This is a genomic window from Microbacterium ginsengiterrae (assembly GCF_014205075.1).
Taxonomy (GTDB): Bacteria; Actinomycetota; Actinomycetes; order Actinomycetales; family Microbacteriaceae; genus Microbacterium; species Microbacterium ginsengiterrae.
The window spans coordinates 1,864,374-1,881,883 of record NZ_JACHMU010000001.1; the positions used below are offsets into that span (position 1 = coordinate 1,864,374).

General features: G+C 69.5%; 16 protein-coding genes and 2 tRNA genes. 11 read left to right on the plus strand and 7 right to left on the minus strand.

Annotated elements, in window-relative coordinates:
- The first annotated feature begins 132 nt into the window (after positions 1-132).
- From HD600_RS09265 to HD600_RS09280, 4 genes are all read left to right on the plus strand, one after another.
- On the plus strand, positions 133-1,452 hold the full coding sequence (locus HD600_RS09265; RefSeq protein WP_241731653.1) for a M23 family metallopeptidase: 1,320 nt from the start codon (positions 133-135) through the stop codon (positions 1,450-1,452).
- 50 nt (positions 1,453-1,502) lie between these two features.
- Positions 1,503-1,574: transfer RNA gene (locus tag HD600_RS09270), tRNA-Thr, on the plus strand.
- Positions 1,575-1,609: 35 nt separating this feature from the next.
- Positions 1,610-1,683 (plus strand) — tRNA-Met (locus HD600_RS09275).
- Positions 1,684-1,865: 182 nt separating this feature from the next.
- Complete coding sequence (locus HD600_RS09280) at positions 1,866-2,081, plus strand: hypothetical protein (RefSeq protein ID WP_184283170.1); 216 nt, start codon at positions 1,866-1,868, stop codon at positions 2,079-2,081.
- Positions 2,082-2,525: 444 nt separating this feature from the next.
- Here the strand turns inward: HD600_RS09280 and HD600_RS09285 are convergent, their stop codons facing one another.
- Positions 2,526-3,086 (minus strand): TetR/AcrR family transcriptional regulator, encoded by a 561-nt coding sequence (locus HD600_RS09285; RefSeq protein WP_184283172.1) that lies wholly within the window; start codon positions 3,084-3,086, stop codon positions 2,526-2,528.
- A gap of 110 nt (positions 3,087-3,196) precedes the next feature.
- Between HD600_RS09285 and HD600_RS09290 the strand changes: the two genes are divergently transcribed.
- On the plus strand, positions 3,197-4,381 hold the full coding sequence (locus tag HD600_RS09290; RefSeq protein ID WP_184283174.1) for a YbfB/YjiJ family MFS transporter: 1,185 nt from the start codon (positions 3,197-3,199) through the stop codon (positions 4,379-4,381).
- Positions 4,382-4,408: 27 nt separating this feature from the next.
- On the opposite strand, the gene HD600_RS09295 is transcribed toward HD600_RS09290, so the two are convergent.
- Positions 4,409-4,897 carry a MarR family winged helix-turn-helix transcriptional regulator gene (locus HD600_RS09295; RefSeq protein ID WP_184283176.1) on the minus strand — a complete coding sequence of 163 codons (489 nt, stop codon included), beginning with the start codon at positions 4,895-4,897 and terminating at the stop codon, positions 4,409-4,411.
- A gap of 128 nt (positions 4,898-5,025) precedes the next feature.
- Between HD600_RS09295 and HD600_RS09300 the strand changes: the two genes are divergently transcribed.
- The gene (locus HD600_RS09300) at positions 5,026-5,817 is read left to right on the plus strand and encodes an SDR family NAD(P)-dependent oxidoreductase (protein WP_184283178.1); all 792 of its coding nucleotides are present in this window, start codon (positions 5,026-5,028) and stop codon (positions 5,815-5,817) included.
- Positions 5,818-5,833: 16 nt separating this feature from the next.
- Here HD600_RS09300 and HD600_RS09305 read toward each other — a convergent pair whose 3' ends face one another.
- The 5 genes from HD600_RS09305 to truA all read right to left on the minus strand — a co-directional run bounded on the left by HD600_RS09305 (position 5,834) and on the right by truA (position 11,441).
- Entirely contained in the window at positions 5,834-7,264 is a 1,431-nt protein-coding gene (locus HD600_RS09305; protein ID WP_184283180.1) for a serine/threonine-protein kinase, read from the minus strand.
- Between the two features lie 118 nt (positions 7,265-7,382).
- Positions 7,383-9,578 carry a heavy metal translocating P-type ATPase gene (locus tag HD600_RS09310; RefSeq protein WP_184283182.1) on the minus strand — a complete coding sequence of 732 codons (2,196 nt, stop codon included), beginning with the start codon at positions 9,576-9,578 and terminating at the stop codon, positions 7,383-7,385.
- A gap of 8 nt (positions 9,579-9,586) precedes the next feature.
- Positions 9,587-9,796, minus strand: coding sequence for a heavy-metal-associated domain-containing protein (locus HD600_RS09315; protein ID WP_144795997.1), 210 nt, complete (start codon positions 9,794-9,796; stop codon positions 9,587-9,589).
- A 73-nt stretch (positions 9,797-9,869) separates the two neighbouring features.
- Complete coding sequence (locus HD600_RS09320; RefSeq protein ID WP_184284804.1) at positions 9,870-10,538, minus strand: endonuclease/exonuclease/phosphatase family protein; 669 nt, start codon at positions 10,536-10,538, stop codon at positions 9,870-9,872.
- A 60-nt stretch (positions 10,539-10,598) separates the two neighbouring features.
- The gene (truA, locus tag HD600_RS09325) at positions 10,599-11,441 is read right to left on the minus strand and encodes a tRNA pseudouridine(38-40) synthase TruA (protein WP_184283184.1); all 843 of its coding nucleotides are present in this window, start codon (positions 11,439-11,441) and stop codon (positions 10,599-10,601) included.
- A 123-nt stretch (positions 11,442-11,564) separates the two neighbouring features.
- On the opposite strand from truA, the gene HD600_RS09330 reads away from it, so the two are divergent.
- The 5 genes from HD600_RS09330 (at position 11,565) to glmM (ending at position 17,028) form a co-directional block, all read left to right on the plus strand.
- Positions 11,565-13,451 carry an acyltransferase family protein gene (locus HD600_RS09330; protein WP_184283186.1) on the plus strand — a complete coding sequence of 629 codons (1,887 nt, stop codon included), beginning with the start codon at positions 11,565-11,567 and terminating at the stop codon, positions 13,449-13,451.
- A gap of 180 nt (positions 13,452-13,631) precedes the next feature.
- Entirely contained in the window at positions 13,632-14,561 is a 930-nt protein-coding gene (locus HD600_RS09335; RefSeq protein WP_184283188.1) for a hypothetical protein, read from the plus strand.
- A 135-nt stretch (positions 14,562-14,696) separates the two neighbouring features.
- Positions 14,697-15,143 carry a 50S ribosomal protein L13 gene (gene rplM / locus HD600_RS09340; protein ID WP_144795992.1) on the plus strand — a complete coding sequence of 149 codons (447 nt, stop codon included), beginning with the start codon at positions 14,697-14,699 and terminating at the stop codon, positions 15,141-15,143.
- 26 nt (positions 15,144-15,169) lie between these two features.
- On the plus strand, positions 15,170-15,652 hold the full coding sequence (rpsI, locus tag HD600_RS09345; RefSeq protein WP_144795991.1) for a 30S ribosomal protein S9: 483 nt from the start codon (positions 15,170-15,172) through the stop codon (positions 15,650-15,652).
- Positions 15,653-15,666: 14 nt separating this feature from the next.
- Positions 15,667-17,028, plus strand: a complete 1,362-nt coding sequence (gene glmM / locus HD600_RS09350; RefSeq protein WP_184283190.1) for a phosphoglucosamine mutase — start codon at positions 15,667-15,669, stop codon at positions 17,026-17,028.
- Positions 17,029-17,510: the final 482 nt, after the last annotated feature.

Genomic DNA, 17,510 nt, shown 5'->3' on the forward strand with positions numbered 1-17,510 from the left:
TCATGGCATTCCCAGGACCGTCAGGGTAGGGTTTTTCTGTTCGTCGCCGTCGTCCCCCCGCACTGATCGACGCCGGTCGCCCCGAAATCGTCACCAGTTAGCCGAGAGACCGTTTTGCCCCTCGATTCCCCCATGGCTGAGCACGCGCCCACGCGCCGCTCCAGCCGTCGACAGACCGCGGATTCCGCGCTCTCAGCGGACATCGAGACATCTCCCGTCGTCGCCCCGGCCGACGTCCCCGCCGCGCCGCTGTCGCGACGTGCCCTTCGTGCGAGCCGGAGCGTTGCGGTCGAGCCCGCCGAGCGTTCGCCGGAACCCGAGGCCGATACCGCTGCCGAGTCGCTGATCGCAGAGGTGGCGGCGACGGTCGTCGCGGCCACCGAGGTCATCGTCGAGGCCGTCGCCGAGCCTGCCGCGTCCCCGCGTCGCATGCGCCGGTCGTCTCGCCCCGCACCGTCGCCCGCCGATTCCACGCACGTCGCATCCACGGCCGTCGACGCCGCCGCGGTCACCGCGCAGGCCGATGCGACCGCTCAGGCGACGACGGACTGCGAGGACGCCGACGCGTTCGCCGCGGCATCCCGAGCCCTCTGCTTCTCCGAGGCGCCCGTCACCGCACCTGTCACGGTCACGGGGCCGGATGAGCAGCGCGCATCCCTGCCGACGGCAGCCGTCCACGTTCCTGCCCGGCGCCGCGGCGCACGGCGCAAGTTCGCCGCTGCCGGCGCGACCGTCGGAATCATGGGGATCGCGGGCATGCTCGCCGTCTCGATGACATTGCCCGCCGAGGCCGTCGCGGCCTGGCAGGGCGGGCAGACGACCGCTGGCATGTCTCTCGTCGCGGGGGCGAAGGAATCCGGGGGGAGCGATTCGGATGCCGAGATCCAGGCGTTCGTCGCGTCGTCGGACCTTCCCGAGAACGTGATCCAGCGTGCTGAGGGCTTCTCCACGGCCTCCCTGATCGACCTGGCCACGCAGCAGGGCATCAACTACTCGAACACCGTCTACACGAACGACCCCGACGCGGCGATCCAGTGGCCCTTCATCGTCGGCGTCGCCATGAGCTACGGCTTCGGCATGCGCGACGGCCGGCTGCACGAGGGTCTCGATCTGCTCCCCGGCGAGGGCGCTCCGGTGCAGGCGATCGCGGACGGCAAGGTCCGCATCGCGACCGAGTCCGGCGGCAACTACGGCGTCACGGTGTACATCGACCACATGATCGACGGCGAGCTCGTGACGAGCCACTACTCGCACATGCAGTACGGATCGTTGCAGGTCGAATCCGGCGACACGGTCAAGGTCGGCGACATCGTCGGCAAGGTCGGGAACACCGGTCGCTCGTACGGTGCGCACATGCACTTCGAACTCATCGTCGGCGGATCCACCATCGATCCGATGGCGTGGTTCACCGAGAACGCCGGGCGGTACGACGGTGTCGCCCCGGTTTCGTGAGAACGCCGAAGTGATGGTATTCTCGTGTGGTTGCCTTCACGGGTGACAACGCCCCGATAGCTCAGTGGCAGAGCACTTCCATGGTAAGGAAGGGGTCGTCAGTTCAATCCTGACTCGGGGCTCGCAGCATTCGAAATTTCACAGCCGGATGCCGTGCGGCAGGGTAGCTCAGTTGGTGAGAGCGCACGACTCATAATCGTGAGGTCGCGGGTTCAAGCCCCGCTCCTGCTACAGATCAAAACCCCCGGTTCGTCCGGGGGTTTTTGCGTACCCGCGTGAGGTTCCGTCGCGCAGCAGGTGCCGGTGGCCCGCTCCGGGTGGGATCGTTCTCCACGATGGGGCGTCCGAGCCTGTTCTCCGCAATGCGCGGAAGGCCAGGACCAAAGTGGTGCTGGCGCCGCGACGATGACCGCATGGGAATCCGCTACTACGCATACGCATTCGACGCCGACCTCGCTCAGCAGGCGGTCCACGATCCGCGCAGCATCGTCTCCAGCGATCCGCTTGCCGACGCATGGGGCATGGAACCCCACGCGTCCGTGGGCATCGCGACCTTCCTCCACCGTGCGCAGGCATTCGTCGAGACCCTGACCGCGAACGGTCGCGGAATGGTCTACCTCATCGGCTGAGGGCCCCGCCCCGGCGCAGCCGGAAGAGCGCGCGGTGAGGACGACGAGGGGCCATCCTCACCGCGCTGACGGACGCCCTGGGGCGAGCCGCGGCATGAACGCGGGCTTCGGGGCTCCGCTACTTGAGAAGACGGCGCCGGCGGCGTTCTGTTACGCGAATCGCCGACATTCGCATCGCGCCCCTCCAGACGCAGGAGAACCCCCGGGGGACTCCGGGGGTTCTCGTGTATCTGGGGTGGGGTTCTGCAAATGTGCGGGGAGTGGGATGCCAGCCCGCCCGCCGCTCCGACCTGGGGGAGTCTGATGAACGGCGGACGGACTGTGAAACGGGGGGCCCGCACGATCTCCGGCCCCGCTGACGATGACGCTACGCGCCCTGGACGACGCACAAGAGGGGGTTGCACGAACCCACTGCGCTCATGTAAAGAGCGACGATTCGGCGTCTCACGCCTCGAGGAGAGCTTCAGCGATGCGCCGAGCGCCTCGCAGGCGAGTCGTGTTCCCATCGATGCCCTGATGCGCGATCGCTCCCTCGAGGAGGAGGAAGACGTGCTCGGCGACGGCGACCGGATCGTCCACGCCGTCCTCACGGATGAGCTCCTCGAGCCTTGTGCGCACGCGGAGCTTGTGCTTCCGGATCACGACTCGGCCAGGGTGCGACTCCGCCAGTTCGGCGGCAGCATTGATGAACGCGCAGCCACGGCCCGAGGGGCGCACGTCATCGGCGTACGAATCGAACACGGTCAGCGCTCGCGGCGCAGTGGCCTGTGCGAGCCTCTCCTCCCAGCGGCCCCACCAGCGCACATCGCGGTCACGGAGGTATGCGACGACGAGAGCGTCCTTCGACCCGAATCGGTCATAGAGGGTGCGCTTGGTGATCCCGGATTCCGTGGCGATCATGTCGACGCCGACTGCTGTGATCCCGTGGGCGTAGAAGAGCGCGGAGGCGGTGTCGAGGATGCGCCGTGCGGCCGGCGTCAACGCTGCATCATCGGTCCTCGTCATGTCACCCCCGGTTGACTTCGCCGATCAGTGTACTAGTGTGGGGCATTCTTCACAGATCGGTGAAGTGGCGTGAAGTGGCGTGAGTGGCGTGAAGTAAGGGAGGCTGAGAGATGGGCGGACGCGCGGGCGGCGCAACCACCGGGATCCTCGCTCCGGCGAAGGCGATCCACCTCGCCGCAGCCGGGATCTCGCTCATCGCCGTCTGCTACGGCCTCGCACGTTTCGCCTATGGGTTGTTCGTCCCCGCCTTCCGCAACACCTTCGACCTCGATGCCACCGCGGCCGGGGCGATCGCGTCGGGCAGCTACGTCGCATACTGCGTCGGCGTCCTGCTCGCCACGGCCGTCACCCCGCGGGCCGGTGCGCGGGTGGTCGCGCTCGCCGCCGGTCTGCTCGCCACGGTGGGGACGTCGGTGATCGCCATGGCGCCGGATGTCGTCATGCTGGCGGTCGGCGTGATCATCGCCGGTTCGAGCACCGGCGTCGCATCCCCGCCGCTCGTGCACGCGATCGCGCGCCGCGTCTCACCAGAGGTGCGCGACCGGACCCAGACGATCGTCAACGCGGGGACAGGCCTGGGGGTCATGGTCTCCGGACCGATCGCCCTCCTCGCGCAGGACCAGTGGCGCGTCGCCTGGTTCGCGTTCGCCGGGGTGGCGGCCGTCGTCACGCTCTGGAGCGCCATCGCCGTCCCTGCGGCGAGGGACGCCGCCGGTGAGAGTTCGCCGGGCGCCGAGCGGACGCGCCACCGCCGACTGCCGCGCGGTCTGCTGAGGCTCGCCGCGGCCTCCGCCACGATGGGGGTCGCCAGTGCGGCCGGTTGGACCTTCGGGCAGGACCTGCTGACGACAGAGGGTGGGCACACGTCGCCGTTCGCGACGATCGCCTGGATCGTCCTCGGCGCATGCGGGCTGCTCGGTGCTGCGGCGGGTGACATGGCGGAGCGGCTCGGGCTCGGCCGCTCCTGGGTCCTCCTGATGATCGCCCTCGGTGGCAGCCTGGCCGCGCTCGCCGCGGCGTCGCAGAGCGCGATCGTCGCGATCGCGGCATCCGCGGTCTTCGGCGCGGTCTACATCGCCCTCACCGGACTCCTTCTCGTGTGGAGCACGCGGGTGTTCGCCTCCGACCCTGCCAGGGGCGTCGGCGTGGTGTTCCTCGTCCTCGCCCTGGGGCAGGCGGGCGCGGCACCCCTGCTCGGAATCGCCTCCGACCTCAGCGGAAGCGTGGCAGCGGCGTTCTGGATCGCCGCGGCCGTCGCGCTGCTCGGTGCGCTGATGCGGCCCGCGCGCGGCTGAGCTGCGCTTCGCCCGGCGTCATGGGAATCACGCGGTCGGCCTCCATGTCGTTCCGTGCCCGACTGCGTCAGAGATCCGGCGGGCGATCGCGCCGAGCTGCCTCGCCTGAGCGGAGGTGAGCGCGTCGAAGACGACCCGCCGGACGAGCGCCTGATGAGCGGGCGTGGAGCGCTCGACATGCGCGTGCCCCTCATCCGTGAGGATCGCGAGCGTGAAGCGGCCATCAGACTCGTCGACGGCGCGTCGGACCCACCCCTTGGCCTGCAGGCGCGTGACTGCGCGAGAGAGGCGCGAGAGTGAGCAGCTCGCGTAGTCCGCGAGCGTGCTGAGGCGCAGTGAACGCTCCGGGGCGTCATCGAGCGCATAGAGGATGCCGAACTCGAAGTGCGTGACATCACTGTCTCGCTGCAGCTGGGCGTCCAAAGCAGCAGGGAGGCGCTCGAGAAGTGTGGCGACCGAGGCCCAGATCTCGAGTTCGTCTGCGCTCAGGGGGGCGCTCTGCGGGGTCTCTGGCATGCCCCCAGCGTACGGCACGGGGCGGTCGATCTGGCCCTATCCAACTTGCTCAAGCAAGTAATTGGGAGGTAGGTTGACTTTCCTGAGCAAGTAAAACGACGAGACCTCCGTCGGGAATGGAAGTGCACATGGATCTGGATCTGCGGGGGAGAAGAGCATTCATCAGCGGCTCCAGTGAGGGCATCGGCTACGCCGTCGCCTCGGCTCTGGCGGCCGAGGGTGCCCAGGTGATCCTGAACGGGCGGGACCCGGTTCGTCTGGCGGTGGCGGTAGATCGGATTCGCTCCGCACATCCAGGGTCGGACCCGTCCGGCATCGTCGCGGACTTCGCGGACTCCGAGCAGGTCGAAGCACTGCTGGACGAACTCGGCGCCGTGGACATCCTCATCAACAACGTCGGGCTCTTCGATCTCGCGGAGTTCGACGCCATCGACGACGAGGCGTGGATGCGGTACTTCGAGGTGAACGTCATGAGCGGCGTCCGGCTGTCGCGGCGGCTGCTCGGCGGGATGCGAGAGCGCGGGTGGGGCCGGATCGTCTTCATCGGGAGCGAATCCGGCGTGAACGTCCCCGCGGACATGATCCACTACGGGGCGACGAAGGCGGCCATGCTCGCTGTGAGCAACGGTCTCGCCAAACTGACCCGCGGCACCTCCGTGACCGTCAACACGGTCCTCGGCGGTCCGACACTCTCCGACGGCGTCGCACGCACTGTGCGCGCGGTCGCCGACGCCCAGTCGCTGCCTCCTGAGGTCGTCCGAGACGCGATCATCGGGCAGAACCGCACGACGTTGCTCGAGCGGTTCATCGAGCCCGAGGAGATCGCCCACCTCGTCGCCTACCTGGCCAGCCCGCTGTCCTCCGCCACGAACGGCGCTGCCCTCCGAGCGGACGGTGGAGTGCTCACGGCGATGCTCTGACCGTCGACCGCCGGGGTCAGCTCTCGGTGCGGTCGGGTCCCGAGGGGCCCTGGTTTCCGGAGTTGTTCCCCGGGCCCTTGTTCGGGTTCGGAGCGCCGCCGGGGCCCTCGTTCGGGGCCGGTTCGTCCCCGGCCGGGCCGCCATCGCCCTCCGCCGGTCCACCGGCGGGCGGAGCGGGCGGAGCCACGGGAGCGGGGCCCGGCTCCTGCGGAGTGGACGGGGCGGGTTGCTCGACCGGCTGCGGCGCGGGCTCCTGCACCACCGGTTCCTGCACGGCGGGATCCTCTGCGGCGACGTCCTCGGCCTCATCCGCAGGAACCGTACTGGACGGAGCGCCGTCGGTCACTCCGTCGAATGATGCCGGAGCGGCCTCGCGCCCGAGCGACCCGGACGGGGCCAGCACCCAGATCCCGCCGACGATCACCGCGGCGGCCGCAGCGGCACCCACGATCGCCGCCCACGGCGCCCGCCTCCTGCGCGTCCGCCGCGCCGGGGTGGGGAGCGCGCTGGTGATCTCCCTCGTCGGACCGGTGAGGTGCGCGGTCGCCGCCAGCGGTGCGAGCGCCGACGGTGCGCGCAGTGGGCCGCCGACTGCGTCCTTGGCGGAGAGCTCATCACGCAGGTGCGACGCAGCCTGGGCGACTTCTTCGGCCGAGGGGCGCTCCTCCGGCGCGATGCGCGTCATGCGGGTGAGCAGGCAGACCCAGTCGGGCCCGAGATCGTCCGGGATGGTCGGTGGCTCGCTCAGTCGCAGCAGTGCCGTCTGCACACCACCGGAGACGGGGAACGCGGGTTCCCCGGTCAACGCCTCGATGAGCAGGAGCCCGAGGGAGTAGATGTCGACCGCAGGGGTGAGCTCCGCGGTGGTGACCTGTTCCGGCGCCATGTAGGCGGCGGTGCCGATGGCGATGCCGGGCGAGGTGCGGCGGGCGTCGCCGAGACTGAACGCGATGCCGAAGTCGGTGAGCTTCGCCGTCCATCCGGCCTCCCGGCGCGACGACGGGGCCAGCAGGACGTTGGAGGGCTTCACGTCCCGGTGGATGATCCCCGCATCGTGCACGAACTCCAATGCTTCCGCGAGATCGAGCGCCAGCGAGGCGGCCTGCAGCCCCGTGAGCGGCGCGCGGCGCAGCGTCGTCGCAAGCGTCGGCCCATCGATGAGTTCCATGACGAGGAACTGCGGCTGCTGCGGATCGAGCCGCGCGTCGTAGAGCGTCACGAGGGAGGGGTGGTTCAGGGATGCCAGCACCGCGGTCTCGTCGTGCACGCGCTCGCCGGCCGAGGGCATGTCCTCGGACTGCCGGAGAACCTTGACCGCCACGGTGCGCCCGAGAAGGGTGTCCTCCGCGCGGTAGACGGCCGCCGTGCCGCCTCGTCCGATGCACTCGCCGATGCGGTATCTGCCGTCCAGCAGTGCCTCTGTCGGGCGTTCGTCGGTCGCATTCATCTTCGCTCCAGGTCAGCCGGCTCGGGTGCCGTGACTCTGGCGACTCTAAGAGGTCACACCGCACGCGTCCCCGGCCTTGACAACGGCGTCCCGGCCTGCATGCGGAGGACGGCCGGCGTCAGCGGAAGGCGCGCAGCCGAAGACTGTTTCCCACGACGAAGACGCTCGACAGCGCCATCGCCGCGCCGGCGAGCATGGGGTTCAGCATCCCGAACGCGGCGATCGGGATCGCCGCGACGTTGTACGCGAACGCCCAGAACAGATTCGACCGAATGGTCCCCAGCGTGCGGCGCGACAACCGGATCGCGTCCGCCGCGCTGCGGAGGTCGTCGCGCACGAGTGCGATGTCGGCCGCCTCGAGGGCGACGTCCGTACCGGTGCCCATCGCGATCCCGAGGTCGGCCTGCACAAGGGCCGGGGCATCGTTGACGCCGTCGCCCACCATCGCCACGACGCGGCCTTCCGACTGCAGTCGGGCGACGGTGGCGACCTTGTCCTCCGGAAGCATCTCGGCGATGACCTCATCGACGCCGACCTGCGCGCCGATGGATCGTGCGGCCGCCTCGTTGTCACCGGTGAGCAGGATCGGTGTCAACCCGAGTGCGCGCAACTCCGTGATGGCCTGAGCGCTCGTCGCCCGCACCGTGTCGGCGACGACGAGGATGCCCCGGGCCGTCCCGTCCCAGCCGACGGCGACGACGGTCTTCCCTTCGCCCTCGGCCTGCGCCTTGGCGGCCGCAGTGGACTCCGAGAGGGGCATCGAGCGCTCGGCGAGCAGCGACTCGCGCCCCACGATCACGCGGCGACCGTCGACGATGCCCTCCACGCCGCGACCGGCGATGTTCGAGAACCCGTCGACGGGTAGCAGGGGAGCGGGCGCCGCCTGCGCGACCGCCCGGCCGATCGGATGCTCCGACGCGTGCTCGAGTGCACCGGCGAGGCGCAGCAGTTCCTCGGCATCCCCCTGATCCTCGACGACGACATCGACGAGCGCCATGCGCCCCTCGGTCACGGTGCCGGTCTTGTCGAGCACGACGGTGTCGACCCGGCGGGTGGATTCGAGCACCTCGGGGCCCGTGATGAGGATGCCGAGCTGCGCCCCGCGGCCTGTGCCGACGAGCAGGGCGGTGGGCGTGGCGAGACCGAGCGCGCAGGGGCATGCGATCACGACCACGGCGACCGCGGCGGTGAACGCGGTGGTCGCAGGGAAACCTGCCAGCAGCCAGCCGGCCAGCGCCGCGACGGCTATCACCAGCACGATGGGGACGAAGACGCCGGAGATCCGATCGGCGAGCCGCTGCACCTCCGCCTTGCCGGTCTGCGCCTCTTCGACGAGAGCGGCCATCTGCGCCAGCCGGGTGTCCGACCCGACCCTGGTCGCTCGTACGACCAGTCGTCCGCTCGTGTTGACGGTCGCGCCCACCACCGGATCCTGTTCGTCGACCTCGACGGGCACCGATTCGCCCGTGAGCATCGACGCGTCCACGGCGGAACGCCCCGACACGACCACACCGTCCGTCGCGATCTTCTCGCCGGGGCGCACGACGAACTCGTCGCCGACGCGGAGGTCATCGATCGGGATCGTCGTCTCGACGCCGTCCCTGAGCACCGACACGTCCTTCGCTCCGAGCTCGAGCAGGGCCCGCAGGGCGGCGCCGGCCCGGCGCTTGGCCCGCTTCTCCACGTAGCGGCCGGCGAGGATGAACGTCGTCACGCCGGCGCCGACCTCGAGGTAGATGTTCGAGGCGCCGTCGGAGCGCGCGAGGGTGAACTCGAACACGTGCCGCATCCCCGGCATCCCTGCCGTTCCGAGGAACAGGGCGTACAGCGACCAGCCGAATGCCGCGATCGTGCCGAGCGAGACGAGGGTGTCCATCGTCGCCGCCCCATGGCGCAGGTTCGTCCAGGCTGCACGGTGGAACGGCCAGCCGCCCCACACGATGACGGGTGCGGCGAGAGTGAGCGAGGCCCACTGCCAGTACGTGAACTGCAGGGCGGGGATCATCGCCAGCAGGACGACGGGGACCGTGAGGATCGCGGAGACGATCAATCGCTGTCGGAGGCCGTCGAGCTCCGGATCCCGGTGCTCGGCATCCGGCTCCGTGCGGGCGGGCAGCTGCGCCGAATAGCCGGCCTTCTCGATCTCGGCGATGAGCGCCATCGCATCGAGCCCGGCCGGTACGGCCACCTTCGCCTTCTCCGTGGCGTAGTTGACGGTCGCCTCGACGCCGTCGAGCTTGTTGAGCTTGCGCTCGATGCGGGTGGCGCAGGACGCGCACGTCATGCCGCCGATCTCGAGTTCGACGCTGCCCATGGTGTCGCTCAGACGCGGACGGCGGAGTATCCGGCCTCGTCGACGGCCGCGAGGACGTCGGCGTCGGAGACGGGGGCGGATGCCGTCACGACGAGCGTGCCGCTCTGTGCGCTGACCTCGATGGCGTCGACGCCGGCGATTTGAGCGACCTCTTCGCGCACGGACATCTCACAGTGGCCGCAGGTCATGCCGGTGACCGTGTACTCGGTGGTGTTCATGTCTGGTCCCTTCGTCGTGGTGCTCCGGAGCGTCGCCCCACGACCAATATACCCCCGAGGGGTATCCCCTGGGTCAGTCGACGGCAGCGGTGACGAGGATGGGACGGTGATCGCTGGACCGCTGGGGCAGGGTCGTGATGCTGTCGATCCGGAACCCGTCCGACGTCGCGAAGTCGTAGTGACCCTTGAAGACGCGGTAGCGCGTGTACGTGCGGTCATCGCTGAGCGTGAGGGTGTATCCGTGATCGCGCACCGTCTGGCCGAGGTTCTCCTTGAAGACCGGATAGTTGTAGTCGCCGACCATGAGAACAGGGAGGCCGGGGCCCATCGACTCCAGCTCGGTGAGCGCCGCACGGATCTGGTTGCGCCGCAGGGAGTTCAGTGCCGTCAGCGGCGCCGCGTGGAAGGACGCGACGATGAGGTCGCGACCGCTGTCGATGTCGTGCATCCGTACGCCGAGGACCCGCTCGTGGGCAGGCTTGAGCATCCGGTCGTGCAGGGACTTCTTCAGGCCGATCGTGCGGATGTCCTGCACGCGGAAGAGGTTGGTCCGGTAATACATCGCGAGTCCGAGTCGGTTGCCCTGGGTGGCGTCGGCCAGGGTGAGCCCGCTGATCTCGTCCGGAAGCGCGGACACGTCGCACTCCTGCAGGCACAGCACATCGGGCTCGTGGATCTCGACGAGTTCTTCGAGCTCCCGGGCGGCACGATGCTTGCGCAGGTTGTACGAGATGACCTTCATCATCGCAACGCTACTGCCCTCACCTGAGTCAGAGGTGTCGATGCGGACCGTGGCGTGCGCCTATTCCGCGTCGCGTCGCGCCCTCGTCTGCTCCGCACGCGTCGCCAGCAGCTCGTCCGCGGGATACCCCACCTCGGTCAGGGTGAGTCCGCGTGCCGCAAGCACCTTGAACTCGCTGGTGCGGCGCAGCGCGTCGCGCAGGACGACGAGGTCGCCGACGTCGAGCCGCTGCTCGCCGACCGCCGCGCACGCGCCCACGAGTGCCCGCACCATGCTGTGGCAGAACGCGTCCGCCTTCACCTCGGCGATGAGCACGCCGTCGTCGTCCCGGCTCCAGCCGTAGTCCAGCAGCGTGCGGATCGTCGTCGCGTCGTCGCGGGCCTTGCAGTATGCGGCGAAGTCGTGCAGGCCGATGAGTGAGCGGGCCGCGGCATCCATCGCCTCGACGTCGAGCGTGCCACGGATGCTCGTGGTGTCGTGTCGGCGGGCCGGGTCGTAGCCGGCCGCGTCGTCGGCGAGGCGGTACCGATACCGGCGCCAGACCGCCGAGAAGCGTGCATCGAAGCCCGCAGGGGCGAGGGAGGAGCGGCGCACCACGACATCAGGGTACGCGCCGAGCACACCGCGCATCCTCGCGGCGATCGAGCCGGCAGGATCGGAGGCGGCTCGCCCGTGCCGTGCCTCGACGCGCGCCCACTGCGCATCGTTCAGGTCGACGTGCGCGACCTGACCGGAGGCGTGGACCCCGGCATCCGTTCGTCCGGCGACGACGAAGTGGACGTCCGACCCGACGATCCGCGCGAGCGCCGCCTCGAGCGTGCGCTGCACCGTGCGCAGCCCCGGCTGCTTCGCCCACCCACGGAAGTGCGTGCCGTCGTAGGCGATGTCGAGGCGGATTCTCACCGGTCCAGCCTAATCGGGCCGAGCTGCCTCCGCCTCGTGCGCAGGGTGCGCGCAGGCTCTGTCCGAACGCGTGCCTAGACTGGATCTCATCCTTCCGTCGGCGGTGCCGACGCGCCTCTCCCCATGCCGAATCACACGACGTCCTCGCGGTTCGCGGGCCTCGACGGTCTGCGAGCGATCGCGGTCACCCTCGTGATCGTCTACCACCTCTTCCCACAGTCGCCGCTGCGCGGCGGGTTCGTCGGGGTCGACGTGTTCTTCGTCATCAGCGGCTTCCTCATCACCTCGCTGCTGCTGCGTCCGTCGCGCGAGGGATGGCGCGGAGCGCCGCGCCGCCTGCTCGATTTCTGGCGGCGTCGAGCGCGCCGACTGCTGCCGGCGCTCGCCATCGTCGTGACGGTGTGCGCGACCGCCGCATGGCTGCTGGGCGGAGACCTCCTCGTCGGCATGGGGCGGCAAGTGCTGGGGGCTGCGACCTTCAGCTACAACTGGCTGGCCGTCGCCGACGGCGCCGACTACTTCGCCGACACCGCCCCCGAGCTGTTCCGCAACTTCTGGTCACTCGCGGTCGAGGAGCAGTTCTACATCGTGTGGCCGCTCCTGCTCCCGCTGGTGCTCCTCATTCCTGCGCGCGGGGCGCGGGTGGCTCTCGTCGTCGCCGCTGCGGCCGGTTCGGCGTGGTGGATGGGACAGTTGGCCGCAGCCGGCGCCGTGACCCGTGCGTACTTCGGCACCGACGCCCACTCGTTCGGCCTGCTGCTCGGCATCGCGCTCGCGCTCGCCGTCGAGAACGTGCCGGAGCGGCCGTGGATGCGTTCGGCCGCGGCACGGAGCGCGTCGCTGAGCGCCGGACTGGTCGGTGTCACCGCGATCGTCGTCGCCGCGCTCATCCCAGAGACCTCCGACGCCGCGACATTCCCCGGCACCCTGCTGCTGGCGACCGGTGGAGCGGCCCTCGCGGTGTTCGCGGGGGTCTGGCCCGGGTCCTGGTTCGGACGCGCGGTGGATGCGCGCCCCCTGAAGTGGATCGGGGACCGTTCCTACGGCCTCTACCTCTGGCACTGGCCCGTCCTCGTCCTCGTGCTCGTGGGGGTCCAGGGGTTCGGGCCGGAGGGCGGCGTCCCGCCGTGGGCCGGTGCGCTCGCACTGCTGATCTCTGTCGCCGCGGCCGCCGCGTCGTACCGGTTCGTCGAGATGCCCTTCCGCCGACGCGGCTTCCGGCGCTCCCTGCGCGCCGTCGGGCGACGGATGGCCGGGAGACCGCTGAGCCGGTTCGCGGCGATCGCCGCGCTGGCGGTCGTCGCCGTGGCCCTCGGCGGGACGACGGCGGCGATCCTCGACGCGCCGCACACCACCACGGCCGCGGTGGCCATCGACCGCGGGCAGGACGCGCTCGAGGATGCCGCCGAGACTCCGGCGCCGGCCGATGCTGCGGAGGAAGAGCACGCCGACGTGATCCCCGACGGCACCGAGATCACGGCCGTCGGCGACTCGGTGATGCTGGCCTCTGCTCCCTCGCTCCTGGACGAGTTCCCCGGCATCGCCGTCGACGCGGAGGTGTCCCGCTCGATCTGGACGGGGCCGGAGATCCTCGACCGGCTGGCCGCGAGCGGAGAGCTGCGCGAGAACGTCGTCGTCGCACTCGGGACGAACGGGCCGGTCGACAGCGGGGTGCTCGGAGAGATGTCGCGGATCGTCGGCCCGGAGCGCAACCTCATCCTCGTCAACGCGCACGCGCCGCGCGACTGGATACCCGGCGTGAACGCCGACCTCGAGAGCTTCGCCGATCGCCACCGCCGAGTGTGGGTCGCGGACTGGAACGGGGCCATCGCCCCGCATGAGGACCTGCTCGCCGGCGACGGCATCCACCCGGGCGACGCCGGGGGAGAGGTGTTCGCCGATTGCGTGAAGGACGCCCTCGCGACGATCGAGAGGGACCGCGTCCGTGCCGAGAAGCAGTTCGCGCAGGCACCATCAGGGCGCGCGCCGCGGATTCCCTTCCCGGAGTAGCCGGCGCGGCGGGTCCGGCTTCCGGGCCCGCCGCCACCCCAGAGGCGCGGGCCCGGATTCCGGAGAGGCGACCCCAGGCCTCGTCCCCAGACGGTTCTGCCTCGTATGGCGGGGGCCACGGGGCCGAACCGTAAGCTGAATCTAGGACAGCCGCCTTCACAGACGATCGAGGGAACTGTGATGAACGCATCGGCCGAGACGCCTGCGACGTTCTCCGAGGCGCTGCACGCCGCGATCCGCGACCACGGCGTGACCCTCGCATGGTTGCGCAGCCGGCTGGTCGACAGCGGCAATCCGGTGTCGACGGCCACGCTGAGCTACTGGCGATCAGGGGCACGCACCCCGGAGGGCGTGTCGTCCCTGGCCGCCGTCGAGGAGATCGAGCGCATCCTCGGCCTGCCGCGCGGTCACCTCGGATCGAGGATCGGGCCGTCGCCGAGGCTCGGCCGTGTCTCGGAGCAGGTCGTCCCAGTGGTCCCGGACATCGAGGACGCGTACGCGCAGACCGAAGCGGCCCTGTCCGCCCCGCCGATCTCCAGCACGCGCGGCATCTCCTGCCAGGTGCAGGCGTACATCGGGGCGGACGGTCTCCTCGCCCGCCGGGTGACGCGATCGCTCGTGCAGTCCACCGTCGACGGACTCACACATCTGCCCTTCTACGGGAGCGCACCGGATCCGATCAGCGCGATCCCGCAGATAACCATCCACGCCGGAGGACGGCTGGGGAGCACGCACCTGCACCCCAGTCGGCTCGTGTTCGGCTACCTCGTTGAGCTCGACGAGCCGCTCCGTGCCGGCGGAACGCTGTTGCTGGAGATCGAGGAGGAGACCGTCCCCGGGGCGGTGTCGGACATGTCGGTCGCGCAGAGGGACGAGCAACACGGTCAAAGAGCTCCTCCTGTGGGCGCGTTTCCACCCCGATGCCGTACCGTCGTGGTGCGAGGAGCACGAGCAGGCTGCCGGCGTCGAAGAGTACGACACATGGCCGGCGCGGGTGTCGGCGGGCTCGGTGCACGCAGCCCGTCACGGCTTCGGCCCCGGCACGATCGCCTTCACCTGGGGATACGACCGCTGACGGGTGCATTTGGCCGGGCCGGTCGGATGCCGTAAGCTAACTCTTTGGTACTCGTCTGCCGAGCACCGCGAACGTGAGCCCTCCACTGGCGTGTTCCCCTCCTTCAGGAAGGAACCACCCCGGAGCGGGATTCACGAACCTCTCCGTTCGATCAAGAAAGCAGCACTATTGTGACGCGCACTTACACCCCGAAGACCGGGCAGGTCCAGCGCGACTGGGTCGTCATCGACGCAGCCGACGTCGTCCTCGGACGCCTGGCCTCCCACGCTGCAGCGCTCCTGCGCGGCAAGCACAAGCCGACCTTCGCGAACCACGTCGACACCGGCGACTTCGTCGTCATCATCAACGCCGACAAGGTCGCCCTCACCGGCCAGAAGCTCCAGAAGAAGATGGCCTACCGTCACTCCGGTTACCCGGGTGGCCTGAAGTCGGTCTCCTACGAGGAGCTCCTCGAGAAGAACCCCGTCCGCGCTGTCGAGAAGGCCGTCCGCGGCATGCTCCCCAAGAACAGCCTGGGCCGTCAGCAGCTGTCGAAGCTCAAGGTGTACGTGGGTGCCGAGCACCCGCACGCCGCTCAGCAGCCGCAGCCGTACACCCTCGACCAGGTCGCCCAGTAAGCGCCGCAACGACTAAGGACATACTCGTGGCTGACATCGACACCACCGAAACCCCGCAGAGCTACTCGACCTCCAGCCCGGAGAGCGTTTCGACCGAGGCGGCTCCCCGTCCGGTTCTCAACGTCTCCGGCGCCGCCGTGGGTCGCCGCAAGCAGGCCATCGCCCGCGTGCGCGTGGTCCCCGGCTCTGGCACCATCACGGTCAACGGCCGTACGCTCGAGGACTACTTCCCGAACAAGCTGCACCAGCAGCTCATCAACGACCCGTTCAAGACGCTGAACCTCGAGGGTGCGTACGACGTCATCGCGCGCATCTCCGGTGGCGGCGACTCGGGTCAGGCCGGCGCCCTGCGTCTCGGCATCGCCCGTGCCCTCAACGGCATCGACGTCGAGAACAACCGTCCGGCTCTGAAGAAGGCCGGCTTCCTGTCGCGCGACGCGCGCATCAAGGAGCGCAAGAAGGCTGGACTCAAGAAGGCCCGCAAGGCGCCTCAGTACTCGAAGCGCTAAGGATCACCACTCCGATGCCGCTTTTCGGCACCGACGGTGTGCGAGGACTCGCCAATGGCATCCTCACCGCCGATCTGGCGCTCTCCCTGGCCCAGGCGACTGCTGTCGTCCTGGGCCAGGGCCGCACCGCAGAGGCGCGCAGGGCAGAAGGCAAACGGCTCTCCGCCGTCGTCGCCCGCGACCCGCGCGTCTCCGGTGAATTCCTCGTGGCCGCCGTCTCGGCAGGCCTCGCCGCATCCGGCGTCGACGTGTTCGACGCGGGTGTCATCCCCACTCCGGCCCTGGCGTTCCTCGTCGGCGATCACGACGCCGACTTCGGCGTGATGGTCTCCGCGTCGCACAACCCCGCGCCGGACAACGGGATCAAGATCTTCGCCCGTGGTGGTGTGAAGCTCCCCGACGTCGTGGAGCAGCGCATCGAGGCCGCGATGGCGGGGGAGAAGCTCCTCCCCACCGGTTCCGGCGTCGGGCGCATCCAGCGCTTCTCCGACGCGGAGGACCGCTACAAGCTCCATCTGCTCGGTTCCATGCCGCATTCCCTCGACGGCATACATGTCGTGCTCGACTGCGCGCACGGCGCGGCATCCGGTGTCTCGCCGGAGACGTTCAAGGACGCCGGAGCGACCGTCACGGTCATCGGCGCCGAGCCGGACGGCATCAACATCAACGACGGCGTCGGCTCGACGCACCTCGACAATCTCGCCGAGGCCGTCGTGCGGCTCGGCGCCGATGTCGGCATCGCCCACGACGGTGACGCAGACCGCTGCCTCGCCGTCGACGCGCAGGGCAACATCGTCGACGGCGACCAGATCATGGCGATCCTCGCCGTCGCGATGAAGGAGCGAGGCCACCTCACCGACGACACGCTCGTCGCCACGGTCATGAGCAACCTCGGTCTGCACATGGCGATGCGCGAACACGGCATCACCGTCCGGCAGACCGGTGTCGGCGACCGCTACGTGCTCGAGGACATGAACGCCGGTGGCTACGCGCTCGGCGGCGAGCAGTCCGGGCATGTCATCATGAGCGAGTTCGCGACGACGGGCGACGGTGTCCTCACGGGTCTTCACCTCGTCGCCGAGATGGCGCACAAGAAGAAGTCGCTGGCTGAGCTCGCGTCCGTCATGACGGTGTACCCGCAGGTCCTCATCAACGTCCGCGGTGTCGACAAGGACCGCTGCTCCGACGACGAGGGCGTCCAGGCCGCCGTCGCGGCAGTCGAGGCGGAACTCGGCGACACCGGCCGCGTGCTGCTGCGCAAGTCGGGGACCGAGCCGCTCGTCCGCGTCATGGTCGAGGCGGCGGATGCGGAATCCGCGCAGGCGTACGCGGAGCGTCTCGCCGCCGTCGTGAAGGACCGGCTCGCTCTCTCCTGAGAACGCTGAGCTCCTGCCGTCATCGCTGCTCCGGCACGTCCGTTTGGTAACGGAACGGTAACAACTCCATTCGACCGTATTTGAACTCCGGCAGACCAGGCGTAATTTTACGACGTCTCCTCCCGCTCGTAATCCGAGCGGACGGGAGGAGCTGGGGCTGGATGACCGTGACCTTCACTGGGGGAGGTCGATTGCGGTGATCCAGAAACGGGGTCGAAGGGCCCGAGGGGAGTTCATGAGTCGTCGGTTTCGTGCGCGGAGCGCGCGTCGCGGCGATCGGCTGCTGGCCGGATGCTGGTCGAAACGGAGGGTCAGCACCAGCGGTCGAGGAGGATGAGACGGAGAGACGCGGACAGGCATCGTCCCCGCGATCGAGTCACCTCCGGCCGACGACTCTGAATCCGCGGACCGCCCACTGCAGAGGCGGGCTTACGGACGTCGCCGTGCGAGCGTATGATCTGGTCGTGACCGGCTGAACTGGG